Here is a 24550-nt window from a genome sequence, read left to right as displayed (position 1 = left end):
GTCCTTCCGAGTTCTTCCGAGAGGAGCCGCACCGTGCGCGCAGCCGTACTGCACGAGATAGGGCAGGACAAGCTCGAAGTCCTCGACGACGTCGAGGCGGTGGGCTTCGGCCCCGGCAAGGTCAAGATCCGGGTCCGGGCCACCGGACTGTGCCACTCCGACATCTCCGCCATGAACGGCGTACTGCCGCAGCCCGCGCCCTTCATCCCCGGGCACGAGGGCGCGGGCGAGATCATCGACGTCGGCGACGGCGTGGACGGCCTCGGCCAGGGCGACCGGGTGCTGCTGTGCTGGCTGCCCGCGTGCCGCGTCTGTCCCGCCTGCAAGCGCGGCCAGACCGAACTGTGTCTCGCCGGATTCATGAACGCGGGCACCCCCAACTTCAAGCGCCCCGGCGGCGATCTGTTCGGCTTCGCCGGCACCGGAACGTTCACCGAGGAAGTCGTCGTCGACGCGGGATGCGCCGTGCCGATCCCCGACGACGTGCCCTACGACATCGCCGCGCTCATCGGCTGCGGAGTGACCACGGGCCTCGGCGCGGCCATCAACACCGCGGATGTGGAGGCGGGTTCGTCGGTCGCCGTCATCGGCTGCGGCGGCGTCGGCATCTCGGCGATCCAGGGCGCGCGGCTCAAGGGCGCGGCCCAGATCATCGCGGTCGACCCCGTGGCGACGCGTCGCGAATCCGCTTTGAAGTTCGGCGCCACGGAGGCTGTTTCGCCCGACGAGCTCGCCGACGCGAAGCAGCGCGTGACCGCGGGCGAGGGCTTCGACTACGTCTTCGAGGTCGTCGGCAAGTCCGCCACCGCGCGCACCGCGTACGAGACGACCCGGCGCGGCGGCACCCTGTGCATCGTCGGCGCGGGCGCCATGGACGACTACCTCCAGCTCAACATGTTCGAGCTCTTCTTCGACGAGAAGCGGATCCTGCCGTCCATGTACGGGGGCGGGGACGTGCTCACCTCGTACGAACGGGCCATCGTCCTGTGGCGGGCGGGCCGAATCGACCTCGAAGGCCTCATCACCCACCGCGTACAGCTCGCGGAGATCAACGACGCGCTGGCCCAGATGCGTACGGGCGAGGCGCTGCGCACCTGCATCGAGATCTGAGAGGACGTTGATGTCACTCCCACTTGAGGGCCTGAGCGCGATCGTCACCGGCGCGGGCCGCGGCCTGGGCCGGGCGGAAGCCCTCGAACTCGCCCGGCTCGGCGCGGCCGTCGTCGTCAACGACTACGGCCGCCCGGGCCGCGACGGCTCGGGCGAGGCGTCCGCCGCACCCGCGGAGGACGTGGCCGCGGAGATCCGCGCCGCCGGCGGCCGGGCCGTGGCCCACCTCGGCGACGTCTCCGACTTCGAGTCGGCGCGCGCCCTCGTCGAGCTGGCCGTCACGACGTACGGCAAGCTCGACATCCTGGTCAACAACGCGGGCATCCTGCGCGACCGGATGGTCTTCTCGATGACCGAGAGCGAATGGGACTCGGTGATCCGCGTCCACCTCAAGGGCCACTTCAACACGACCCACTTCGCGTCGGTCCACTGGCGCGAACGCTCCAAGACGGCGGGCGGCCCGGTCTACGGCCGGATCGTCAACACCTCGTCCGAGGCCTTCCTCGCGGGCTCGGCGGGCCAGCCGAACTACGCGGCGGCGAAGGGCGGCATCGTGGGCCTGACCACGTCCACGGCCCTGGCGCTGTCCAAGTACGGCGTCACCGCCAATGTGATCTGCCCGAGGGCTCGTACGCGTATGACGGAAGACGTCTTCGCGGGCTTCGCCGAACCGGTCGACGGCGGCCTCGACCCGCTGGCACCGGAGCATGTCGCCCCACTGGTGGGCTACCTCGCCTCCCCGGCTTCGGGAAACGTCAACGGCCAGCTGCTGGTGGTGCACGGCGGGATGGTGGCGGTTGTGGAACGCCCCAGGGTGGCGGCGAAGTTCGACACGTCGAAGGAGGCGTTCAGCTATGAGGAGCTGGAGGGGGTGCTGGGCGCGTATTACGCGGAACGGCCGGCGGGCGAGACCTTCGCGGCGGCGGAGGTCCTGGGCCTGAAGCGGGGGGAGGCCGCCAGCGTTTGAGGCGCGAGGTCTGGGGCGGAGCCCCAGTTCAGGCGGGGTGGGGGCAGGCCCGCCGCAGGCGACCCCACCCCAGAACCCGCGTCAGCCCCGGCGGCCCCCCTCCGGCCGCCGGTGCTTGCCGTGCGACGGAGTCGCAGAGTCCTCCGTCGTGGCCGCACCACCCCGGTGCTTTCCGGCGCCGCCGGCTTCGCCCCCGGCGCCGCCGCCCGCCGGTCGCGGACGCTCCTGGCTCGTCGCCGTGTCGGTTCGGGCTTCAGACATGTGGAACGTTCACCCCGTTGATATCGCTGACTTCGTGTCACAAGGCCCCGGTCACAACCCGGCACCGGCCGCCCCGGCCGCAGAGTTTAACCAGCGGCCGTACGCCCGGTGAGAGGCGCCTGCTGCAAGGGAACCGGCTTGCGCACAACAGGAGTCCCCGCACCCCCGGACGGTTCCCCACCTGCGCATTCCGCTTGTGCCGGTTCCGTGATCACCTCGTGCGCAAGCGCCGACGCGTCGATCCGTGCCACCCCGCACGGCACCGCCCCCGTCGCGTACGGCAGTTGCAGTACCCCTTCCCGGCTCCACAGCCCGGCACCCGCCAACCACCCGTCCGGCGCGGCCAGTTGGTGCAGCCGCCGCCCCGACGGGCGCCAGATGCCCAGCCAGCTCCCCGCCGCCCCGTCGATCCGCAGCGCCACGCCGCAGCTCTCCGGCATCAGCACCTGACCCGGCTGCACGGCGAACGGCGTCACCGCGCAGTCCGCGAGCCGCAGGCACTCCGGGAAGCGCACCGGACGCAGGCTGCCCAGTACACCCCAGCCGAGCCGGTCGTGGCCCGGCGCGTTCGAGCGGATCAGGAGCAGGCCGCTGTCCGGGTCGGCCAGCAGCAGCCGGTCGTCGCTGTCCTCGGTGATCTGGAGCAGCGGCGTCACCTCCCCGCCCCGCTCCAGGTCGACCGCCACCGCCTTGACCGGGCCGTCGTCCACCTGCCGGTCCAGGGCGAGCAGCCGGCCCGTACGGTCCAGCCACACCCCGCCGGAGCAGCGCCCCGGCACCTCGGCGACCTGCTCGGGACCGAACGCCCCGCCCGCCACCAGCCAGATCGCGGTCGACTTCGCGCCCGGCGCCAGGGCGTAGGCGCACACACCGTCCGGCGCGGGCGGAAGAAGGGTCAGCTCCGCCGACTCGACCCCGCCGAGCGGCAGTTCACCGGTCCCGGGGCCGGTCGGATACAGCAGCGAGAACGCGTGCCGCCGCTCCACCCGCCGCCGGATCAGCACCCGCCCGTCGGCCATCGGCAGCACTTCGGCGTCCCGCTCCTCGGGCTGCCCCAGCGGCAGGGGTACCGCATAGGGCTCGGGCCCGTCGAGCGTCCACCGCTCCGGGAACAGGGCCTCACCGGCCCCCGCCAGCCGGGCTGCGTAGGACCCGCCTGCGGTGATCGTGAACCCCGTACTCGCCACGGCTCCGTCCTCCGCGGCGGTCTCAATGGCACAGACTGTCATCGGCTCGTCACCTCCGGCCACGAAGCTAGGTATCGCACTTCCTGCCGAACAACACGAGACCGCCCACTTCACACATAAGGGTGGCCAAGCCGGGATTCGCCTGAGGGGCAGGGGGCGAGTGTGCTCAGCGGGAATCCGGTGCCTGAGGTGTACGCGCAGGCACCCGACCAGCCCCGAGAGGCGCAGAAGCAGCCGAGGGTCACACAGCGGGCCCAGGAGCCCAGGCCACCGGGGCACGGAGCGCAGGTAACCTGTCTGCGTGCCCCGTCTGTCTGAAGTCATCGCCGCGCTCGACGCCCTATGGCCCCCCGAGCGGGCCGAACAGTGGGACGCCGTCGGCACCGTCTGCGGCGACCCCGACGCCGAGGTCACCCGCGTCCTGTTCGCCGTGGACCCGGTCCAGGAGATCGCCGACGAGGCGATCGGGCTCGGGGCCCAGCTGATCGTCACGCACCACCCGCTCTATCTGCGCGGTACGACGACGGTCGCCGCCTCCCACTTCAAGGGCCGGGTCGTACACACCCTGATCAAGCACGACATCGCCCTGCATGTCGCGCACACCAACGCCGACACCGCCGATCCCGGCGTCTCCGACGCCCTCGCGGGCGCGCTGGACCTGCGGGTCACCGGCCCCCTCGTACCCGAGACCGGCCTCGGCCGGATCTGTGAGCTCGACCATCCCGAAACCCTCGCCGAGTTCGCGGCACGCGCCGCCAAGCGACTGCCCGCCACCGCGCAGGGCATCCGCATCGCGGGCGACCCGGACGCCCTGGTGCGCAGGGTCGCGGTCAGCGGCGGCTCCGGCGACAGCCTCTTCGACGTCGTAAGGGCCGCGGGCGTGGACGCCTTCCTCACCGCGGACCTGCGCCACCACCCGGCCTCCGAGGCCACCCAGCACTCACCCCTGGGGCTGGTCGACGCCGCGCACTGGGCCACCGAATGGCCCTGGTGCGAGCAGGCGGCCGCCCAGCTCGACGCGATTTCCGACCGGCACGGCTGGGGCCTTCGGGTCCACGTCTCGCACACGGTCACCGACCCCTGGTCCTCCCACCACTCTTCTCCTGGAGCCCCCAACTGAACGCCGCGCCCGCCGACCAGATCCGACTTCTCGACGTCCAGGCACTCGACGTACGGCTGTCGCAGCTCGCCCACAAGCGCAAGTCGCTGCCCGAGCACGCCGAGATCGAGTCGCTCACCAAGGACCTCACGCAGCTGCGCGACCTGCTGGTCGCCGCGCACACCGAGGAGAGCGACACCGCCCGCGAGCAGACCAAGGCGGAACAGGACGTCGACCAGGTCCGCCAGCGCGCCGTACGCGACCAGCAGCGCCTCGACTCGGGCGCGGTCACCTCGCCCAAGGACCTGGAGAACCTGCAGCACGAGATCGTCTCGCTGGCCAAGCGCCAGGGCGACCTGGAGGACGTCGTCCTGGAGGTCATGGAGCGCCGCGAGTCCGCGCAGGAACGTGTCGCCGAGCTGACCGGGCGGGTCTCCTCCGTCCAGGCCAAGGTCGACGACGCCACCGCGCGCCGGGACGCCGCGCAGGAGGAGATCGACGGCGAGATCGCCTCGCTCACCAAGGAGCGCGAGGTCGTGGCGGGCTCCGTGCCGGCCGACCTGCTGAAGCTGTACGAGAAGCTGCGTGTCCAGCAGGGCGGGGTGGGCGCGGCGCGCCTCTACCAGCGCCGGTGCGAGGGCTGCCAGTTGGAGCTGAACATCACCGAGGTGAACGAGGTCAAGGCGGCGTCCCCGGACACGGTGCTGCGCTGCGAGAACTGCCGCCGCATTCTGGTCCGTACCTCCGAGTCGGGTCTGTAATGCGGGAGTTCGTCGTCGAGGCGGACGGCGGCTCCCGGGGGAATCCGGGCCCCGCGGGGTACGGCGCGGCGGTGATCGACCCGAAGACGGGGGAGACGCTGGCCGAGGCGGCCGAGTACATCGGTGTCGCGACGAACAACGTCGCCGAGTACAAGGGCCTGATCGCGGGGCTGAAGGCCGCGAAGGCTCTTGATCCCGATGCCTCTGTCCGGGTCCGGATGGACTCCAAGCTCGTCGTCGAGCAGATGTCGGGCCGCTGGAAGATCAAGCACCCGGACATGAAGCCGCTGGCGGCCGAGGCTGCGCGGATCTTCCCGTCCTCGCAGGTCACGTACGAGTGGATCCCGCGCGAGAAGAACAAGCACGCGGACCGGCTGGCCAACGAGGCGATGGACGCGGGCAAGAAGGGCAAGCAGTGGGAGCCGTCGCGCTCCACCGCGGCCCTTGACGCGCGCGACGCCGAGGCGGCGCGGGTGGTCGGCGACGCGACGGCGGGAGCGGCGAAGGCGAGGGCGGCGCTTGCGGGCCGCGGCGCTGCGGACGACGCGGTGGCCGCGCCTTCCGCGGCGGCGCCGACGGTCGGGTGGGGGCCCGCCGACCTGGGTACGCCGGCGACGTTCGTGCTCCTGCGACACGGCGAGACGCCGCTCACCCCGGAGAAGCGCTTCTCGGGCAGCGGCGGCACCGACCCGTCCCTGTCCCCGGCGGGCCAGCGCCAGGCGGAGGCGGTCGCAACCGCCCTCGCCGCGCGCGGCACGGTCCAGGAGATCGTCAGCTCCCCGCTGAAGCGCTGCCGCGAGACGGCGGAGACGGTCGCGACCCGGCTGGGCCTCGACGTCCGTATCGAGGACGGCCTGCGCGAGACGGACTTCGGCGCATGGGAGGGCCTGACCTTCGCGGAGGTCCAGGAGCGTTACGCCGACGACCTGTCGGCCTGGCTTGCCTCCCCGAAGGTGGCACCGACGGGCGGCGGCGAGAGCTTCGCGACGGTGGCCCGCCGGGTGGCGGCGACGCGGGACAGACTGACCGAGCGTTACGCGGGCCGTACGGTCCTGCTGGTCACCCATGTGACACCGATCAAGACCCTGGTCCGCCTGGCCCTGGGAGCCCCGCCGGAATCGCTGTTCCGGATGGAACTCTCGGCGGCGTCGATCTCGGCGGTGGCGTATTACGGCGACGGCAACGCATCGGTGCGCCTGCTGAACGACACGTCGCACCTGCGCTGACGACGAGGGGGCGGCCGCGCCGAACGCAGGGGCCGCGTCCGCCCGGCCTGCGGCGCGAAGCTGAGGGCGGCGCGGTTTCCGGGAGTCGACGGGGTGCCCCGCACCCCCGCGCTCTCAGACCCGGTCGCGCAGTGCCGAGGCCTCCGCGGCCAGGGACTGGACCCGCGCCCAGTCGCCGGCCGCGATCGCGGCCGGCGGCAGCATCCACGTACCTCCGACGCAGCCCACATTCGGCAGTGCCAGATACGACGGCGCCGACGCCAGTGAGATGCCGCCCGTCGGGCAGAAGCGGGCCTGGGGGAGCGGGCCCGCAAGGGACTTGAGGTATGCCGTGCCGCCCGACGGCTCGGCCGGGAAGAACTTCATTTCGCTCACCCCGCGCTCCAGCAGCGCCACGACCTCCGACGTCGTCGAGACCCCCGGCAGGAACGGCACGCCCGACGCCTTCATCGCGTCCAGCAGCCTCTCCGTCCAGCCGGGGCTCACCAGGAACCGTGCCCCGGCCGAGACCGCCGCGTCCGCGCCCTCCGGCGAGATCACCGTGCCCGCGCCCACCGCCGCGTCCGGGACCTCGGCGGCGATCGCGCGGATCGCGTCCAGGGCCGCGGGCGTCCGCAGGGTCACCTCGATCGCGGGCAGACCGCCCGCGACCAGCGCCCGCGCGAGCGGTACGGCATCGGCGGCGTCCTCGATGACGACGACGGGAACGACGGGCGCGAGGTCCAGGACGGAGGTCATGGCCCCATCCTGCCGGGCGGCCACACGTGACGCAACGATCGTTGCAGAGGGTGCAATCAGTGGATCTGCGTGACCACCACATCCAGCGCCCACGCCCGCCCCGCACGCGACGGCGCCTCCGCCTCCACCACGTACCCCAGATCCCGCAGCGCCTCCACCAGCTCAGCAGGACGGGACGGCTTCGCGCCCGCCGTCAGCAGGTCCCGTACCAGCCGGCCCTTCGTCGCCTTGTTGAAGTGGCTGACCACCGACCGCTTCTCGACCCCGTCGACCATCTGCGTATGCAGCACCCGCACGGTCGCCGTACGCCCCGCCACCTTGCCCTTCGGCTTCCACGCCGCCGCATACGCCGAGGACCGCAGATCGAGTACAAGACCGTCGCCCGCCGCCTCCGGCACGACGGACTCCATCGGCCCTCGCCAGTACGCCCCCAGCGCCCCGAGCCCCGGCAGCTTCACGCCCATCGAGCAGCGGTACGGCGGAATCCGGTCGGCGATCCGCACCGCACCCCACAGCCCCGAGAACACCAGCAGCGACTGCCGCGCCCGGCGCCGTGCGTCCGGCTCGAGCGTCGCGAGGCCCAGCGCGTCGTACAGGACGCCCGTGTAGATCTCCCCGGCCGGCCGGGTCCCTACGGTCCGCAGCTCCACGTTCTTCGCGATCTCGCCACGCAGGCCCTCGCTCAGCCCGAGCACCTCCCGCGCCTTGTCCTCGTCGGCGGCGCACAGCTCGACCAGTTCGTCCAGCACCGCGGCGCGCGCCCCGGCCAGACCCGGCAGCGACAGCGACTCCGGCTTCAGCGGAGCCCCGCGCCCGGAAGCGGCCTTACCTTCCGACGGCGGCAACAGCACGAGCACGGCACAACTCCTTCGTACGTACGGGGGTGGGGGGTGCGGCCCCCGCGCCAGCGTACGGGGTGCCAACGTCCGCACCCGGCCATACGCTCGGTCCATGCCCCGTCGCAAGATGCATGTGACCGGCGCAGCCGAGGCTCCGCTGCGGGCCGCCCTGCGAGAGCTGCGTACGACGCTCGACGTGCCGGAGGACTTCCCGCCCGAGGTCGTCGCCGAGGCGGAGTCGGCCGCCGGGTCCCCGCGCCTGCCGGACCGCGACGCCACCGATGTCCCCTTCTTCACCATCGACCCGCCGACCTCCGTCGACCTCGACCAGGCGATGTACCTTTCGCGCCGCGACGGTGGCTTCCGGGTGCAGTACGCGATCGCCGACGTCGCCGCCTTCGTCGCACCCGGCGGTCTGCTCGACGCCGAGGTCCACCGCCGCGTCCAGACCCTCTACTTCCCGGACGAGAAAACTCCGCTGCATCCGGCCGTGCTCTCCGAGGGCGCGGCCAGCCTGCTGCCCGATCAGACCGCGCCCGCGCTGCTCTGGCAGATCGACCTCGACGCCGAGGGCCGGACGGTCGCGACCGACGTGCGGCGCGCACTCGTACGCAGCCGGGCCAAGCTCGACTACGAAGGCGTGCAGCGGCAGATCGACGCGGGCACCGCCGAGGAACCCCTGGCGCTGCTCAAGGAGATCGGGCTGCTGCGCGAGAACTTGGAGCGCGAACGCGGCGGGATCTCCCTCAACGTCCCCGAGCAGGAGGTCGTCGAGCGGGACGGCGCGTACTTCCTCGCATACCGCGCCGCGCTCCCCGCCGACTCCTGGAACGCGCAGATCTCGCTGCTCACCGGCATGGCCGCGGCCGACCTCATGATCGCGGCGGGCACCGGCATCCTGCGTACCCTGCCCACCGCCCCGGACGGCGCGGTGGCACGGCTGCGCCGCTCGGCGAAGGCCCTGGGCATCGACTGGCCGCACCATGTCTCGTACGCCGACGTGGTCCGCTCCCTCGACCCGCACAACGCCCGCCATGCCGCCTTCCTGCAGGAGTGCACGAGCCTGCTGCGCGGCGCGGGCTACAGCTCCTTCACGGGCGGCGAACTGCCCTCGCCCGCCGTCCATGCGGCGGTCGCCGACGAGTACACGCACTGCACGGCGCCGCTGCGGCGGCTCGTTGACAGGTACGCGGGCGAACTGTGCGTGGCCTTCTGCGCCGGGCAGGGGGTGCCGGAGTGGGTACTGGCCGCACTGGACGACCTCCCCAAGGAGATGGCGGACGGCTCCCGCCGCGCCAACACGGTGGAGCGCGAGTGCGTCGACATCGTCGAGGCGGCGCTTCTGAAGGAACGGGTCGGCGAGGTCTTCGACGCGTACGTGGTGGATGTGAAGGAGGGCGAACCGGCCGTCGGCACGGTCCATCTGGAGGACCCGGCGGTGGTGGCGAGGATCGCCGGCGGCGATGCGCTGCCCCTGGGGGAGCGGCTGCGGGTCAGGCTCACGCAGGCGGACCCGGGGACGGCGAAGGTGCAGTTCGCACCCGCGTAGGCGTCGTGCCCCGTCCACGCCGGGTAGCATGGTCGCCACGGCAGACGAGCCGGGCGGACGGCCGCGTGGAGATCCTCACGGATCTCCCCGAGGAACGTCCGGGCTCCACAGGGCAGGGTGGTGGCTAACGGCCACCCGGGGTGACCCGCGGGACAGTGCCACAGAAAACAGACCGCCGGGGACTTCGGTCCTCGGTAAGGGTGAAACGGTGGTGTAAGAGACCACCAGCGCCTGAGGTGACTCAGGCGGCTAGGTAAACCCCACCTGGAGCAAGGTCAAGAGGAGCCGCTGTAAAAGGCGGCTCTGCGCGGACGTTCGAGGGCTGCCCGCCCGAGTCCGCGGGTAGACCGCACGAGGCCGGTGGCAACGCCGGTCCTAGATGGATGGCCGTCGCCCCGACGACCGCGAGGTCCCGGGGCACAGAACCCGGCGTACAGCCCAGCTCGTCTGCCGCCCCCCCGACCGGGACAGAGGCGCGCCCTGTGAATCCCTCAGGCCGGACCAACCGTTACGAGGACTCGTGCCTCGTGTGCGGCCGGGCCGTGCCCGCAGGAGAGGGGATCCTGCAGCCCGGCGCACACGGCGGCTGGGAGGTCTACCACCCCGAGCATGCGCGCGAGCCCGCTCCGCCACCCCGCGGCACGCACCCCGGATGGCACCGCCGTCGCCTCATGGCCGTGGACATCGCGACGACAGGCAATCGCACCGCGACCGACCGGATCCTCGCCGCGGCCGTACGCACCACCGACGGAGACAACCAGGACTGGCTGATCGACCCGGGCCCGGGCCTCACGATCGCCGCGGGCAGGACGCATGGCATCACCCTGGACCAGGCAGCCGCTCACGGCGTTCCGGTGGACCGGGCACTGGACGAGCTGGCCACGGTTCTGGCGGGGCAGCTGGCGACGAAGAACCCGCTGGTCGCCTGGCACGCCCCGTACGTACTCACCTTCCTCGAGTCCGAGTTGCTGCGCCACGGGCTGCGACCGCTGTCCGACCGAGGCCCCGGAGGGCTGTTTCCGGTCTGCGACCCGCTGATCCTGGACCGGCATGTTGATCGTTTCCGGTCCGGCGGCCGGGCGTTGGAGACGGTCGCCGAGTGGTACGGAGTACCTCACGACCGGCCCGGGAGCCCCGGCAGCGACGCGGAAGCCGCGCTCGTACTGGCGCTGGTCATCGGTGCCTGCCACTCGTCGGTCGGCAGACTGTCCAGGCCCGCGCTGCACTACGAACAGGTGCGGTGGCGGGAACAGCAGGCGAGTGAGGCGGAAGCCTACGATCCGTCGAGAGAGCGGGATCACCGCTGGCCGCTGGGCACGGTCGAGGCGCTGCCCTGGGAGCCTCCTGCTCCATGACGCGGCGTTCCGCTACGACGCGGCCTTCAGCGAGCGCTCCGCCACGCCGCGCAGATGCGCCCCGAAGACCTCCGACGCCTCCGGCGTCAGCGTCCTCAGCGCCACCATCGCCGTGATGATCACGTCGCAGAGCTCGGACTCGACGTCCCGCCAGCTGTGCGTGCTGCCCTTGCGGGGGTTCTGGCCGGTGGCCCCGATGATCGCCTGGGCCACCTCACCCACCTCCTCGGTGAGCTTCAACATCCGCAGCAGCGTCTCCTGTTGGGGAGGAAGATCGCTCTCCGCGTCCAGCCAGGTGTGGAGGTCGTCGACCGTGTCCCAGATGGGGTCCAGCGTGTGATTCATGGGGGCAGCCTGCCATGTGAAGCGCGGATACAGCAGACCTTCGCACGGGCGGGTCCGACGAGGCGGTTCGCGCGGGTGGCCGACGCCAAGGGGTGAGGGCGGCCGCCCGGGTGTAGGGATGGATGTGACTCCGCCCCGTACTGACGCGGGGTGACTCCACCACCCGTACGGAAGCGCCGAAGGAGATCCCGTGACCATTTCCGTGGACAAGCTCACCGAACCCGTCGTACGCGCCTTCGTCGCCGCGCTGAACGCCGGTAACCAGGAGAAGTTCCAGAACGCCCTCACACCCGGCGCCACCATGTCCGACGACGGCAGCGACCGTGACCTGGCCGACTGGGCCGACCGCGAGATCTTCTCCTCGCGCGGGCACATGGAGGTCGAGTCGCAGTCCTCCGACGGCCTCGCCCTGGTCGCCCGCTATCGCAACGACACCTGGGGCGAGATGCGGACTGCCTGGAAGTTCAAGGTCGAGGGCGCAAAGGTGAGCCGCTTCGAGACCGGACAGGCCTGAGCAGTCCTGAACGGCTTGTGTCGCGGCCCTTGCCTTGGTGTGCACTCCAACTCCTAACGTTCTTGGGCATGAACGCAATCGGAAACAGGGCACTGGGACGGCAGAGCGGTATCGAGGTCAGCGCGCTCGGCTTCGGATGCTGGGCGATCGGCGGCGAGTGGCAGGGCGCCGACGGCAACCCGCTCGGCTGGGGGGCCGTCGACGACCAGGAGTCCGTGGCCGCGATCCGCCGCGCGCTCGACCTGGGCATCACCTTCTTCGACACGGCCGACGTGTACGGGACCGGGCACAGCGAACGGGTGCTCGGGCGGGCGCTCGCGGGCCGCCGCGACGAGGTGGTCATCGCCACGAAATGGGGCAACCGCTTCGACGAGGACACGCGCACGGCGGACGGCACCGACGCGACGCCCGCGTACGTACGAAGGGCGCTCACCGCGTCCCTCGGCCGCCTCGGGACCGACCGCGTCGACCTCTACCAGCTGCACCTCTCCGACGCTCCCCTCAGCGAGGCCGCCGAACTCCGGGATGCCTGCGAGGAGTTGGTAGGCGAGGGCCTCATCCGCGCGTACGCCTGGAGCACCGACGACCCCGAACGCGCCGCCCTCTTCGCCGAAGGCCCGCACTGCGCGGCCGTACAGCACGCCTGCAACGTGCTCGAGGACACCCCCGCGATGCTCGCCCTCTGCGAGGAGCGAGGCCTCGCGAGCATCAACCGCAGCCCGCTCGCGATGGGCCTGCTCACCGGTAAGTACGGCCCCGGCAGCCGCGGCGCCGCGGGAGACATCCGGGCGAGGCCGCCGGCCTGGCTGCGCTGGTTCGGCGAGGGCGGGGCACCGGCGCCCGAGTGGTCGGCGCGCGTCGACGCCGTACGCGACATCCTCACCTCCGACGGCCGCACCCTCGCGCAGGGCGCGCTCGCCTGGCTGTGGGCGCGCAGCGCATGGACCGTGCCGATCCCCGGCTTCCGCAGTGTCGGCCAGGCGGAGGAGAACGCGGGGGCGCTGGGGCACGGTCCGCTGACGCCCGTACAACTCGCCGAGATCGACAAGGTCCTCTCGCGCGAGCAGGATTGACGGCTCGTCAGATCTGGGGCCCGCTTCGGGCTGTGATAGGCCCCCACCCCACCCCGCCCCTTCCCGAAACTGGGGGCAGGCCCCCAGGCCCCCGGGGGAGGGGGTGCCTGCTTCGCGGCGCGGTGACACCCCAGGAGGCCAGCCGCGCGGCGCGGTGCACAACCCCAGGGCGTCGGCTGCGCGGGGCGGGGTGACCGATGGCCGTCCACCGGCAAGGGGGGCGCGTAGCGGGTGGAGCCGGGACGTAAAGCGTGATTTGTGGCGCGGGGACGCCCGTACCCAACGGCAGACCAGAGACGCGCCGTAAGTCATGCAGTCCCGGCGCAACCCCGGAGCGGACCCCAAACGGCCACCCCGCGGCACCGGGCAACCCCAAGACCCGCACCCCCAAACGGCACCCCCCCCGCCAGGGGGACCCGCTCAGCCCCGGCCGATGTACGGCATCGACGTCGCCATCACCGTTGCGAACTGCACATTCGCCTCCAGCGGCAGTTCCGCCATGTGCCTCACCGTCCTCGCCACATCCGCCACGTCCATCACCGGCTCCACCGCCACCTCCCCGTTCGCCTGCAGAATCCCCGCCTGCATCCGCCGCGTCATCTCCGTCGCCGCGTTCCCGATGTCGATCTGACCGCACGCGATCCCGTACGCCCTCCCGTCCAGCGACAGCGACTTCGTCAGGCCCGTCATCGCGTGCTTCGTCGACGTGTACGGCGCCGAATGCGGGCGCGGCACATGCGCCGAGATCGAGCCGTTGTTGATGATCCGGCCGCCCTGCGGCGACTGGTCCTTCATCATGCGAAATGCCGCCTGCGCGCACAGGAACGCGCCTGTCAGGTTGACGTCCACCACCGAGCGCCAGTCCTCGTAGGACAGGTCCTCGAAGCGAACGCCCCGGGGCCCGGACGCGCCGGCGTTGTTGAACAGCAGGCCAACTCGGCCGTGGCGTTCGCGCACCACCCCGAACAGCTCCGTGACCTCCGCGGGTGACGTCACATCAGTGGGGACGACCAGCACGTCCCCACCCGCCAGCGACGCCGTTTCCTCCAGCGCCTCCGCCCGCCGGCCCGCCAGTGCCACCGCCCAGCCCGCCTCCGCCAGCGTCACCGCGACGCTCCGGCCGATGCCCGAACCCGCTCCCGTCACCACCGCAATCTTCGCAACAGCGTTCATGGATGCGCAGCGTAGTCCCGTACCTGTACGCGGAACTCATCCGACCGACATGCGGATGTTGTGTACTCGACAACGCAGAGTCGTCGGCCCCTACTCAAATGCGAAAGGACAACAGCCGTCAGGGGAGGGGCACATGAGACCCGCACCGCACGCACCCGAACTCCGCGCCGCCGCCCGGCACATCGGCCGCCGCAGGTTTCTCACCGTCACCGGAGCCGCCGCCGCACTCGCGTTCGCCGTCAATCTGCCCGGCACCGCCCACGCCGCCGAACTCGACGCCAAGAAGATCACCGAGGACCCGTTCACGCTCGGCGTCGCGTCCGGCGACCCGCAGCCCGGATCCGTACTGCTGTGGACGCGGCTCGCGACCCGTCCGTACGAGCCCGACAGCGGACTGCCCCGCGCCAAGGTCCCGCTGCGCTGGGAGCTCGCCCACGACTCACGCTTCACCCGTGTCGCACGGCGCGGGTCCGTCACCGCACACCCCGAGTTCCACCACAGCGTCCACGTCGAGGTCACCGGCCTCGACAACGACCGCCCCTACTACTACCGCTTCCGCGCCGGGACCTGGATCAGCCCGACCGGCCGCACCCGCACCGCGCCCGCCCGCTCGGCCCGCATCAGTGAGCTGAAGCTCGCCGCCGTCTCCTGCCAGGCGTACCACGACGGCTACTTCACCGCGTACAAGCATCTCGCCGAAGAGGAGCTCGACGCCGTCTTTCACCTCGGCGACTACCTCTACGAGTACGCCGTCAGCGCCGTCGGCGGCGCCCGCAACTACACCGACCGCCGCCTGCCCGCCCACTTCAACCGCGAGACCGTCACCCTCGAGGACTACCGGCTGCGCTACGGCCTCTACAAGTCGGACCCCGACCTCAAGGCCGCGCACGCCGCGCACCCCTTCATCCTCACCTGGGACGACCACGAGACCGAAAACAACTACGCGGGCGACATCCCCGAGAACGACGTCCCGCCGGAGGAGTTCCTGCTGCGCAGGGCCGCCGCCTACCGCGCGTACTGGGAGAACCAGCCGCTGCGCAGGCCCCAGCAGCCCGAGGGCCCGGACATGCAGCTGTACCGCAGGCTGCACTTCGGGCGGCTCGCGCAGTTCGACATCCTCGACACCCGCCAGTACCGCTCCGACCAAGCGTACGGAGACGGCTGGCAGGTCCCGGGGCCGGAGTCCGAGGACCCGGCGCGCACCCTCACCGGCGCCGCGCAGGAGCGCTGGCTCCTCGACGGCTGGAAGAGCTCCCGGGCACGCTGGAACGTCGTCCCGCAGCAGGTCACCTTCGCCCAGCGGCGCGATGTCCCCACCGGCACCTTCAAGTTGAGCATGGACGCCTGGGACGGCTACCCCGCGTCCCGCGACCGGGTCCTCGCGGGCGCCGACGCGGCTGGTGTCGAGAACCTGATGGTCCTCACCGGCGACGTCCACGTCGGCTACGGCTTCGACCTGAAGAAGGACTGGAGCGACCCGGCCTCCCGCACCCTCGGGACCGAAATCGTCGCCACCTCCATCAGCAGCGGCAAGGACGGCGCCGACAAGCCCGGCAACTGGGACAACCTCACCAAGGCCAACCCGCACCTGAAGTTCTACAACGGCCGGCGCGGCTATGTGATCGTCACCCTCGGCGAGCAGCAGGCGCGCGCCGACTTCAGGACGGTCGCGGCCGTCACCACGCCGGGCGCGCCGGTCACCACGGCCGCGTCCTTCGTGACGGAGGCGGGTGACCCGGGCCTCAAGCCCGTGTGACCCCGGACGAGCTGAGAGCATGGGGAGGGATTCAAGGACAGGGAGACGTAATGGGGAAGCCGGACAGCGGCCAAAGGAATACAGAAGGACACATACCGGCCGCCGACCCGGCATCCGCCGCGGCACCCGCACACGCTGACGGGGTCCCGGGCGACCGGGTCCCCGCCCGGCGCGTCCCCGCACCCGTGGCGGCAGCCCGCCGCGTCGGCTTCCTCGTCACGCTCGTCCTCGGCGGACTCAACGCACTGCCGCCGCTCTCCATGGACATGTACCTCCCGGCGCTTCCCGCGGTCACCCGGTCCCTCGGCTCACCCGCCGCGACCGTCCAGCTCACGCTGACCGCGTGCCTGGCCGGCATGGCGCTCGGCCAGCTCGTCGTCGGCCCGATGAGCGACAAGTGGGGGCGCCGCCGTCCGCTGCTCGTCGGCATGATCGTGTACGTCGCCGCCACCGCGATCTGCGCCCTCGCCCCGACCGCCGAAATGCTGATCGGCTTCCGGCTGCTGCAAGGACTCGCGGGCGCCGCGGGCATCGTCATCGCCCGGGCCGTGGTCCGTGATCTGTACGACGGCGCGGACATGGCCCGCTTCTTCTCCACCCTGATGCTGATATCCGGCGTCGCCCCGATCATCGCGCCCCTGATCGGCGGCCAGGTGCTGCGGATCACCGACTGGCGCGGCATCTTCGTCGTCCTGACCGCCGTCGGCATCGTGCTCACGCTGGTGGTGGCGAAGTGGCTGCACGAGACCCTGCCGCGCGAGAAGCGGCACAGCGGTGGCGTCGGCGAAGCCCTGCACACCATGCGCGGGCTGCTCGCCGACCGGGTCTTCACCGGGTACATGCTCACCGGCGGGCTCGCCTTCGCCACGCTGTTCGCGTACATCTCCGCCTCGCCGTTCGTGGTCCAGGAGATCTACGGCGCGTCCCCGCAGACCTTCAGCCTGCTCTTCGGCGTCAACTCCATCGGCCTGATCACCCTCGGCCAGATCAACGGCAAGGTGCTGGTGGGCCGGGTCAGCCTGGACAAGGCGCTCGGTTTCGGCCTGAGCGTGATCACGATCGCGGCCACCGGGCTGCTGCTGATGACGTCGGGCGCCTTCGGGAAGGTGGGCCTGCTGCCCGTCGCGGCGGGGCTCTTCGTCCTGATGTCCGCGATGGGCCTCGTGATGCCCAACACCAACGCCCTGGCCCTGCTGCGCACCCCGCACGCCGCGGGTTCCGCATCCGCGCTGATCGGCACGGCGGCATTCCTCATCGGAGCGATCGCCTCACCCCTCGTCGGAATCGCGGGCGAGCAGACGGCCGTCCCGATGGCCGTGGTCCAACTGGCCTGTGCCCTGGGCGCGTTGGGCTGCTTCCTGGGACTGTGCCGCCCCTGGCAGCGCCGCGCCGAAGCCGTCTGACGCGTACGTCCCTGCTCACTGCTCGCGGCGCGGGTACCCGATCAGATGCAGCCGGTCCTTCGCATCGGTCCAGCTGAAGATCCCGACGCCCGCGGTCTCCGCGGCCGGCAGCCGGACATTGGGTGAGAGCGCCCGCGGCACGGCGGTGGACAGGTCCAGCTCGATCGGGTCCCCGCCGCCGTCCAGCGCGTCCGCCACGCCGAGCGCGCTGGTCGCTCCGTACGCCGTGCCGGAGTCCGTCACGGTCGTCAGGGTGAGCGGCTTGGAGCCGTCCGACTGCTCGAAGCAGTGGGCCGTGCCCTGCTCCAGGTCGAAGGCCAGATTCCCGGCGACCAGATAGCCGCCCCCGGGCGCGAGCACCGCCTGCGGATACTCACCCGGCTCGATCGCGGGCTTGTGGCACCGCGCCTGGACCAGCGGCTTCCCGGTCGTGACATCGTGCACCGCCCAGATGTCGTACGCCGCCGCGTCCTGGCCGTTCCTGCCGCCCTTCGCGGGCTGCCACTTGGCCAGTACGTAGCCGGGGGTGATCGAGGTCGGCACGCCCGAGGCGGGGTCGGTACGGGCCGGAGCCACATCGCGGCTGGAGTAGCCGCCGCGCACCCAGAAACCCGGATCCCCGCTCAGCAGCAGGCCCTTGGCGGTCACCGCGCGGACCTCGGTGAGCCGGCGGCAGCCCGGACAGCCCTTGGGGTGTCCGAGCGCGCTCTCCGGCACCTGCGTCACCTGGCCCGACACCGGGTCGACGACAGCGGTCCGGGTGCGGCCGTCGCTGATGAGGATGCCGGGGCCGGTGCCGGAGACGGTCGGCGCGGCGGGCCAGGGGACCTCGATCCGCTGCCGGGCGCCGTCCGCGGCGTCGTACACGTCCAGCGCGACAAAGGTGTCCGCCGTCGTCAGCGCGTCCTCACCCGCCTTGCCGAAGGACCAGGTGACGAAGTACTCGTGGCCGTCCTTGGTGACGGAGAGCAGCCGCGGGAACTGGTCGGTGGTGGCCGGCGGATGCCAGGGCAGTCCCGTCCAGCCGGGCCTGCCAGTCGCCGCGTCGAGGGTGCGCAGCCGGAAGCTGTCGTCCTGGACCCGCTCCAGATAGCCGATGCGGCCGCTGTCCTGTGCGATCGCGTACTCGGGCGACGCGTTGGAGATCTCCCAGCCCTGCCGGGTGTCGTAGGCGGAGGGAACGGTGAGCCGGGTCAGGGGCGCCGCGCTGTGCCGGACCGGCTTACGGGGCTTGTCACCGCCCGCGCCGCCCTCGCCCCCGCCGCACATGCTGAGCAGGAGCAGCAGGGCCAGTACGGTCACCCCGGCCACCAGGGCCAGGCGCACGACCCGCTGTCTCATGGTCCCCCCGTGAGCGGTGCAGCACGTTCCGTGTGCGGCGACGGCCGTCAGCGTAGCAACTGCCGCCGTGCTCCCAGCAGTTCGATTCTGTCCCCGTATCGTCGCGGTTCTGTGCCGTTCGGACCGGTGCGCGGGCAGGCCCGGGGGCGACCTAGAATTTCCCGGTGAACGCCACACTCCCCACCGCGGAAACCCTGCGCAGTGCCCTGGCCGGGCTCCTTGACGGGCTGCCGCCGACGCAGGCCGCACAGGCCGTCGACCGGCTGATCGCCAACTACCGGGGGACCACCCCGACCGACGCCCCGGTGCTGCGGGACCGCTCGGACGTCGCCGCGTACGCCGCGTACCGGATGCCTGCGACCTTCGAGGCGGTACGGTCCGCGCTCGCCGCTCTGCGGGCCGCGGCGCCCGAGTGGACTCCGGCGACGCACACGGACATCGGCGGCGGTACGGGCGCGGCGAGCTGGGCGGTCGCCGAGGCGTGGGAGGAGGACGCCCCGCGCACGACGGTCCTCGACTGGGCCGAGCCCGCGCTGGCGCTGGGGCGCGAACTGGCCGTCGCCTCGGGCGTTCCCGCGCTGCGGGCCGCCGAGTGGCAGCGCTCCCGGATCAGCGCGTCGCTCCGTATCGAGAGCACTGATCTCGTCACGGTCTCGTACGTCCTGAAGGAGCTCACCGCGAAGGACCGGGCCGCGGTCGTCACCGAGGCGGCCCGCACCGCCCAGGCCGTGGTGATCGTCGAGCCCGGCACCCCGGACGGCTACGACCGCATCATCGAGGCCCGCGACCGCCTGATCGCGGCGGGCCTGACGGTGGCCGCGCCCTGCCCGCACAGCGCCGCCTGCCCCATCGAGCCGGGCTCCGACTGGTGCCACTTCGCGGCCCGGGTCAGCCGCTCCTCGCTCCACCGCCAGGTGAAGGGCGGCTCACTCCCGTACGAGGACGAGAAGTTCAGCTACGTCGCCGCGGTGCGCTTCCCGGCATCCCCGGCCGCGTCCCGGATCACCCGCAAGCCCCAGATCCGCAAGGGCCTGGTCCTGCTCGACCTGTGCACGGCCACGGACGAGCTGCGCCGCGACACGGTGACGAAGCGCCAGGGCGCTCTGTACAAGGAGGCCCGGGACGCGTCGTGGGGCGACACCTGGCCGCCCCACGACGCGTGACCTCCGGGCGCCGCGACGCCCAGCAACGACCGTCCGGCTCCACGACCCTCAGGCTCCACGACCCTCAGGCGCCGCGCCCCATCCGGTGCGCAGCTCCTGCGTACAGCACTTCACGCTGCCGCCGCCCTTCAGCAGCTCGCTCAGGTCCATGCCCACCGGCTCGAACCCCCGCTCCCGCAGCGGCTCGAACAGTCCCACCGCCGCCAGCGGCAGCAGCACATGGCTGCCGTCGCTCACTGCGTTCAGACCGAACTCCGCCGCGTCCTGCTCCTGCGCGATCAGGGCGTCGGGGAAGAGCCGGGCCAGTACGGAACGGCTGCCCGGGGAGAACGCGCCGGGGTAGTACATGACCTCGTCGGCCGCGTCGTCGAGCACGCACAGCGCCGTGTCCAGGTGGTAGTACCGCGGGTCCACCAGATCCAGCCCGATGACCGGACGGCCGAAGAACTCCTGCGCCTCGGCGTGCGAGAGGGGGCTGGAGCGGAAGCCCCGCCCCGCCAGCAGATAGGACGCTGTGACGGCGAAGTCGCCCTCACCCTCGTTGATGTGCGCGGGCTCGTGGATCTCGGTGAAACCATTCGCCCGGAACCAGTCGAGATGCGCGTCGGCCTCGGCCGTGCGCTCCTCGTGCGCGAAGCGGGCGCCGAGCACCCGGCCGTCGATCACGGTCGCGCCGTTCGCGGCGAAGACCATGTCGGGCAGTTCCTCCTGCGGCTCCAGCAGTTCGACGGTGTGGCCGAGCGAGCGGTAGCGGTCGCGCAGGTCCTCCCACTGGGCGAGGGCGAGCGGCAGGTCGACCGGCTTGGCCGGATCCATCCATGGGTTGATGGAGTACGTGACCTTGAAGTGCGCGGGTGGGCACATCAGGTAGCGCCGGGGTGTGGCGTCACGGGGCAATGAGGGCTCCTCACGGACGGGTGGGGCAACTGCCGCCATGGTGAGGCCTGCGGGGCCCGCGCGCTGTGAACCGATCGGGTGATTCATCGTCTTGTACGTGACCTGCCGGTCGCCGTACGCCCGTGCTTCATTCCCTGCGGCCGCATGCGAGACGATACGTCTCGTTGGTAGATTGGCGTCATGACCGACACCAGGGCGCCCGACTCCACCCGCCGCAGCGAACGCTCCCGCCGCGCCATCTACGACGCCGCCCTCGCCCTCGTCGGAGAGCTCGGCTACACCAAGACCACCATCGAGGGCATCGCCGCCCGCGCCGGCGTCGGCAAGCAGACCATCTACCGCTGGTGGCCCTCCAAGGCGGCCGTCCTTCTCGAGGCTTTCCTCGACCTCGCTGAGCAGGCCGCCGCGGGCGAGAGCGAGATCCCCGACACCGGCGACCTCGAAGCCGACCTCACGCTCGTGCTGCGCGCCACCGTAGACGAGATGAACAGTCCCGCCTACGACGCCCCCGCCCGGGCGCTCACCGCCGCGGGCGTGGTCGACGCGGAGCTGTCCGCCCAGTTCGTGGAGAAGCTGCTCGAACCGCAGCTCCAGCTCTATGTGAAGCGCCTGCGTTCGGCGCAGAAGACCGGGGAAGTACGCGCCGGCATCGACCCCCGTATCGCCCTGGAGCTGTTCACCGGCCCCCTTGCACACCGCTGGCTGCTGCGCACTCTTCCGCTCACCCACGACTACGCGGACGCGGTCGTCGAGTACGCCCTCCACGGCCTCGCGCCGAGGCCCGCCGCGACTCCCTGAGCCCTCGCGGAATATGCCGGAAGGACCCCGGTCGGTGACCGTGGCCACCGGGGGAGCAGGATGGTGGGACCATGGCAGAGTCCGCCTGGAGCGAGCGTGAGGTGTGAGGGGATAGATGGGCGACGGTATCGGCCGCTTCCGCGGCACGGGGGACAGGCTGTCCCGGGAGAGCCGGCTGCCCCAGTGGCTGCGCCGGCGCCCCAAGAACACCGACGCCGACGACTCCCGCCGCGAGACCCTGCTGCTGGCTGCCGCCGCCGCGGGACTGCCGCTCGCGCCCGCCGCGCACCCCGTCTCCTACCGATGTTCCTGTGAGCGCATCGGCTGTCCCACGCCGGGCAGGCACCCACTCTCCTTCGCCTGGCAGACGCAGTCCACGACCGACCGCGGCCAGATCGACCGGTGGGCGAAAGGCCAGCCGGAGGCGAACTTCATCACCGCGACCGGCATGGTCCACGACGTGCTCGACGTCCCGCTGGAGGCGGGCCGCAGCGCCCTCGAACGGCTCCTCGACCAGAACATCGAGGTCGGCCCGGTAGCTGAGGACGGCGAGGACCGGATGCTGTTCTTCACCGCCACCCGCGGCACCCCCGAGGACGAGGACGAGTGGTGGCCCTGCGAGCTGGACTGCCACCCCGAGACGATGGACGAGCACCCGGGACTGCGCTGGCACTGCCGCGGCAGCTATGTGCTCGTACCGCCCGCGCGGCTGCCCGGCGATCTTGAGGTGAACTGGGTACGCGGGCTTGAGCATCCGCTGCCCGACCCGCTCACGCTGCTGGAGACGCTGACGGACGCGTGCGCGAAGTACGCGGGCGAGAACGAGTCGGTGGACCAGCACGCGGTGGCCTGGCCGCTGGGCCGCTAGACCTAGGGCCTGTCGTTCGGATCTTGCCGGGCTCGTGTGCCCTGGTGCGCACTCCCCCGTAGCCCTTCGGGCGCGGGAGGTGCCCCCACGCTGCGTTGTCGTCAGTCGCCGACGCTCCGCGTCGGCTCCTTCCTCCGTCTTGCGATCGCACGCACCGCAGTGACATCAGCCGCTCCGCGGCGGGCCGCTCACTGATCCGGCCTGATCCAAACGACAGGCCCTAGGTCCGGGGGCGAGGTCCGGGGTCCGGGGGCGGAGCCCCGGCCACCGGCTACGAACCCTTCGCCGCCGTAAGGCCCGTCAGGCGTCCGAGCACATCGACCTTGCCGCCGCCCTCCGGCACCGTCACCGCCTGGCTCGAGACCCGCTCCTTGGTGAGCGTGGACGTCACCTGGCCCGTCAGCAGTGCCTTCACATCCGGGGTGACCTGCAGCCGTACACCCTTCGCGGCGATCTGCCGCTCGAAGTTGCGTACGGTGAAGAAGACCAGCGCGCTGCCGTCCGCCGTGACGAACCCGAGCGGCGCGAAGTTGTCGGAGTCCAGCGGCTGGTCGATGTACAGCGTCCGTATCCCCGGAAGGTTCTCGTCCTTCTTGCGGGACTCGCGCCAGCCAGAGGTGTGCGGTCCGTCCTTGAAGTGCTGCGGCTTCCCGTTCTGCATGTACGAGGCGTACTCCTCGCTCAGATCGCGGGGAGCGACCACGAGCGCCGCGCTGTCCGGGGCGACCGGCTCGGCCCAGCCGTCCTTGTCCGTCTTCAGGGCCGGCAGCCCGTCGGGCGCCAGGATCGTCAGATACGCCGCTTGCCACAGGTCGTCCGGGCTGTCGCGCACGAAGACCAGCACCCAGCGGTTGTCCTGATTCCCCTGGTCCTGGTCGCGGTTGGAGTCCACGTCCGCGAGGAAGAAGCGCGGCCAGCCGGCCTTCTTCGGGATGGTGAACTTGGCGTCGGTCAGCTCCAGCGGCACATGCTGCGGGTTGCCGTCCGGGTAGTTGACGCTGCGCGCCTTGAGGCCCGCCTGGTTGATCGCCCCGAGCGCACCGGTGACATGGTCCTCGTCCAGAGCGGGGTCGTAGGCCTTGTCGGCCTGGTTGTACGCGTCGGTGAAGTCCTTGAGTGCCTGCGCGGCCTCAGCCTTCGTCGCCGACGGTACGACCTCCCGCTCCCCGTGCACCGTCACGCACCCGCTCGCCGTCAGCGACAGCACTGTCATCGCCGTGAGCCCCGTCGCCGCCAGACGCAGCCTTCCCACCCGAATCGGCCTTCTCATCGGTTGCCTTCGTTGCCTTCTGCTCCTTGACCCCCACTGACCGTCCGAACCCTACCGGGGCCAGGAACAGGCCGAGCGTCGGGATCAGATAGAGCACCCACACCGTGACCTGGAGGACGGTCGGGTCGGGCTGGAAGTTGAACACGCCCTTCAGCAGCGTGCCGTACCAACTGTCCGGCGGAATCGTGGTCGTGATGTTGAAGGCCTTGTCCGCCAGACCGCCCAGGAAGCGCCCCTCCTGCAGGTCATGGACGCCGTACGCCAGCACACCGGCCGCCACGATCACCAGCATGCCGCCGGTCCAGGTGAAGAACTTGGCGAGGTTGATCCGCAGCGCGCCCCGGTAGAACAGCCAGCCCAGCAGGACCGCGGTGGCGATGCCGAGCAGCACACCGATCAGCGGCGCCTGCGTGCCGCTGTTCTCGTCGGTGGCGGCCCTGACCGAGGCCCAGACGAACAGCGCGGTCTCCAGGCCCTCGCGTCCCACCGCCATGAACGCGGTGGCGACCAGCGCGGCCGTGCCCATTTGCAGCGCGGCATCCAGCTTGCCGTGCAGATCGGCCTTCAGATGCCGCGCGGTGCGCCGCATCCAGAAGACCATCCAGGTCACCAGGCACACGGCGACGATGGACAGCGAGCCGCCGAGCAGCTCCTGTGCCTCGAACGTCAGCTCCTGCGAGCCGAATTCGAGCGCGAAGCCGAAGCCGAGCGAGATCGTGACCGCGACCCCGATGCCGATCCAGATCGGACGGAGCGCGTCACGGCGCTCCGTCTTCACCAGATACGCGATCAGGATGCAGACGACGAGGCTGGCTTCCAGGCCCTCGCGAAGGCCGATCAGATAGTTGCCGAACACG

Annotated in this window: 23 protein-coding genes and 1 other RNA gene; 15 read left to right on the top strand and 9 right to left on the bottom strand. The window is 71.5% G+C overall.

Features of this window, described 5'->3' with window-relative positions:
• Positions 1-33 precede the first annotated feature (33 nt).
• A complete protein-coding gene (locus ABZS64_RS00565) occupies positions 34-1110 on the top strand; it encodes a Zn-dependent alcohol dehydrogenase (protein ID WP_355821539.1) in 1077 nt (358 codons plus the stop codon).
• 10 nt (positions 1111-1120) lie between these two features.
• On the top strand, positions 1121-2077 hold the full coding sequence (locus tag ABZS64_RS00560) for a 3-oxoacyl-ACP reductase (protein WP_355821537.1): 957 nt from the start codon (positions 1121-1123) through the stop codon (positions 2075-2077).
• 347 nt (positions 2078-2424) lie between these two features.
• Here the strand turns inward: ABZS64_RS00560 and ABZS64_RS00555 are convergent, their stop codons facing one another.
• A complete protein-coding gene (locus ABZS64_RS00555; protein WP_355821535.1) occupies positions 2425-3567 on the bottom strand; it encodes a hypothetical protein in 1143 nt (380 codons plus the stop codon).
• Positions 3568-3826: 259 nt separating this feature from the next.
• On the opposite strand from ABZS64_RS00555, the gene ABZS64_RS00550 reads away from it, so the two are divergent.
• The 3 genes from ABZS64_RS00550 to ABZS64_RS00540 are packed head-to-tail and all read left to right on the top strand — an operon-like array spanning position 3827 to position 6611.
• Positions 3827-4645: a Nif3-like dinuclear metal center hexameric protein gene (locus ABZS64_RS00550; protein WP_355821533.1), complete on the top strand. Its 819-nt coding sequence runs from the start codon at positions 3827-3829 to the stop codon at positions 4643-4645.
• Positions 4642-5385 carry a C4-type zinc ribbon domain-containing protein gene (locus ABZS64_RS00545; RefSeq protein WP_355822075.1) on the top strand — a complete coding sequence of 248 codons (744 nt, stop codon included), beginning with the start codon at positions 4642-4644 and terminating at the stop codon, positions 5383-5385. The genes ABZS64_RS00550 and ABZS64_RS00545 overlap by 4 nt, the downstream gene beginning before the upstream one ends.
• Positions 5385-6611 (top strand): bifunctional RNase H/acid phosphatase, encoded by a 1227-nt coding sequence (locus ABZS64_RS00540; protein ID WP_355821531.1) that lies wholly within the window; start codon positions 5385-5387, stop codon positions 6609-6611. The genes ABZS64_RS00545 and ABZS64_RS00540 overlap by 1 nt, the downstream gene beginning before the upstream one ends.
• A 114-nt stretch (positions 6612-6725) precedes the next feature.
• On the opposite strand, the gene ABZS64_RS00535 is transcribed toward ABZS64_RS00540, so the two are convergent.
• Both ABZS64_RS00535 and yaaA read right to left on the bottom strand, forming a co-directional pair.
• Positions 6726-7349 (bottom strand): bifunctional 4-hydroxy-2-oxoglutarate aldolase/2-dehydro-3-deoxy-phosphogluconate aldolase, encoded by a 624-nt coding sequence (locus tag ABZS64_RS00535; RefSeq protein WP_355821529.1) that lies wholly within the window; start codon positions 7347-7349, stop codon positions 6726-6728.
• 56 nt (positions 7350-7405) lie between these two features.
• A complete protein-coding gene (yaaA, locus tag ABZS64_RS00530) occupies positions 7406-8206 on the bottom strand; it encodes a peroxide stress protein YaaA (RefSeq protein WP_355821528.1) in 801 nt (266 codons plus the stop codon).
• Between the two features lie 94 nt (positions 8207-8300).
• On the opposite strand from yaaA, the gene ABZS64_RS00525 reads away from it, so the two are divergent.
• From ABZS64_RS00525 to ABZS64_RS00515, 3 genes are all read left to right on the top strand, one after another.
• Complete coding sequence (locus ABZS64_RS00525; RefSeq protein ID WP_355821527.1) at positions 8301-9737, top strand: RNB domain-containing ribonuclease; 1437 nt, start codon at positions 8301-8303, stop codon at positions 9735-9737.
• 45 nt (positions 9738-9782) lie between these two features.
• Positions 9783-10187: RNase P RNA component class A (gene rnpB / locus ABZS64_RS00520), an RNA gene on the top strand.
• 32 nt (positions 10188-10219) lie between these two features.
• Complete coding sequence (locus ABZS64_RS00515; protein ID WP_355821526.1) at positions 10220-11092, top strand: 3'-5' exonuclease; 873 nt, start codon at positions 10220-10222, stop codon at positions 11090-11092.
• A 12-nt stretch (positions 11093-11104) separates the two neighbouring features.
• Here the strand turns inward: ABZS64_RS00515 and ABZS64_RS00510 are convergent, their stop codons facing one another.
• The gene (locus ABZS64_RS00510) at positions 11105-11437 is read right to left on the bottom strand and encodes a MazG-like family protein (RefSeq protein WP_355821525.1); all 333 of its coding nucleotides are present in this window, start codon (positions 11435-11437) and stop codon (positions 11105-11107) included.
• Between the two features lie 190 nt (positions 11438-11627).
• On the opposite strand from ABZS64_RS00510, the gene ABZS64_RS00505 reads away from it, so the two are divergent.
• On the top strand, positions 11628-11951 hold the full coding sequence (locus ABZS64_RS00505) for a nuclear transport factor 2 family protein (protein WP_355821523.1): 324 nt from the start codon (positions 11628-11630) through the stop codon (positions 11949-11951).
• Between the two features lie 68 nt (positions 11952-12019).
• On the top strand, positions 12020-13024 hold the full coding sequence (locus ABZS64_RS00500; RefSeq protein WP_355821521.1) for an aldo/keto reductase: 1005 nt from the start codon (positions 12020-12022) through the stop codon (positions 13022-13024).
• Positions 13025-13444: 420 nt separating this feature from the next.
• Here the strand turns inward: ABZS64_RS00500 and ABZS64_RS00495 are convergent, their stop codons facing one another.
• Positions 13445-14197, bottom strand: coding sequence for an SDR family oxidoreductase (locus tag ABZS64_RS00495; protein ID WP_355821519.1), 753 nt, complete (start codon positions 14195-14197; stop codon positions 13445-13447).
• Positions 14198-14330: 133 nt separating this feature from the next.
• Between ABZS64_RS00495 and ABZS64_RS00490 the strand changes: the two genes are divergently transcribed.
• A complete protein-coding gene (locus tag ABZS64_RS00490) occupies positions 14331-15953 on the top strand; it encodes an alkaline phosphatase D family protein (RefSeq protein WP_355821517.1) in 1623 nt (540 codons plus the stop codon).
• A gap of 50 nt (positions 15954-16003) precedes the next feature.
• A complete protein-coding gene (locus ABZS64_RS00485) occupies positions 16004-17356 on the top strand; it encodes a Bcr/CflA family multidrug efflux MFS transporter (RefSeq protein WP_355821515.1) in 1353 nt (450 codons plus the stop codon).
• A gap of 15 nt (positions 17357-17371) precedes the next feature.
• Here the strand turns inward: ABZS64_RS00485 and ABZS64_RS00480 are convergent, their stop codons facing one another.
• Positions 17372-18697 (bottom strand): hypothetical protein, encoded by a 1326-nt coding sequence (locus tag ABZS64_RS00480; protein ID WP_355821513.1) that lies wholly within the window; start codon positions 18695-18697, stop codon positions 17372-17374.
• Positions 18698-18861: 164 nt separating this feature from the next.
• Between ABZS64_RS00480 and ABZS64_RS00475 the strand changes: the two genes are divergently transcribed.
• Positions 18862-19860, top strand: coding sequence for a small ribosomal subunit Rsm22 family protein (locus tag ABZS64_RS00475; RefSeq protein WP_355821511.1), 999 nt, complete (start codon positions 18862-18864; stop codon positions 19858-19860).
• A gap of 48 nt (positions 19861-19908) precedes the next feature.
• On the opposite strand, the gene ddaH is transcribed toward ABZS64_RS00475, so the two are convergent.
• Positions 19909-20757 (bottom strand): dimethylargininase, encoded by an 849-nt coding sequence (ddaH, locus tag ABZS64_RS00470; RefSeq protein WP_355821509.1) that lies wholly within the window; start codon positions 20755-20757, stop codon positions 19909-19911.
• A 180-nt stretch (positions 20758-20937) separates the two neighbouring features.
• On the opposite strand from ddaH, the gene ABZS64_RS00465 reads away from it, so the two are divergent.
• Both ABZS64_RS00465 and ABZS64_RS00460 read left to right on the top strand, forming a co-directional pair.
• Positions 20938-21555 (top strand): TetR/AcrR family transcriptional regulator, encoded by a 618-nt coding sequence (locus tag ABZS64_RS00465; protein WP_355821507.1) that lies wholly within the window; start codon positions 20938-20940, stop codon positions 21553-21555.
• 115 nt (positions 21556-21670) lie between these two features.
• Positions 21671-22423: a bifunctional DNA primase/polymerase gene (locus tag ABZS64_RS00460; RefSeq protein ID WP_355821505.1), complete on the top strand. Its 753-nt coding sequence runs from the start codon at positions 21671-21673 to the stop codon at positions 22421-22423.
• 271 nt (positions 22424-22694) lie between these two features.
• On the opposite strand, the gene ABZS64_RS00455 is transcribed toward ABZS64_RS00460, so the two are convergent.
• Positions 22695-23636, bottom strand: a complete 942-nt coding sequence (locus ABZS64_RS00455) for a hypothetical protein (protein WP_355822073.1) — start codon at positions 23634-23636, stop codon at positions 22695-22697.
• Positions 23554-24549, bottom strand: a complete 996-nt coding sequence (gene efeU / locus ABZS64_RS00450) for an iron uptake transporter permease EfeU (RefSeq protein ID WP_355821503.1) — start codon at positions 24547-24549, stop codon at positions 23554-23556. Before efeU ends, ABZS64_RS00455 begins: the two co-directional genes overlap by 83 nt.
• Between the last annotated feature and the right edge of the window lies 1 nt (position 24550).

This window comes from Streptomyces sp. NPDC005408, from assembly GCF_040606445.1.
Classification (GTDB): Bacteria; Actinomycetota; Actinomycetes; order Streptomycetales; family Streptomycetaceae; genus Streptomyces.
Note: the sequence above shows the minus strand (reverse complement) of the source record. Positions and strands in the feature narration are given on the sequence as shown.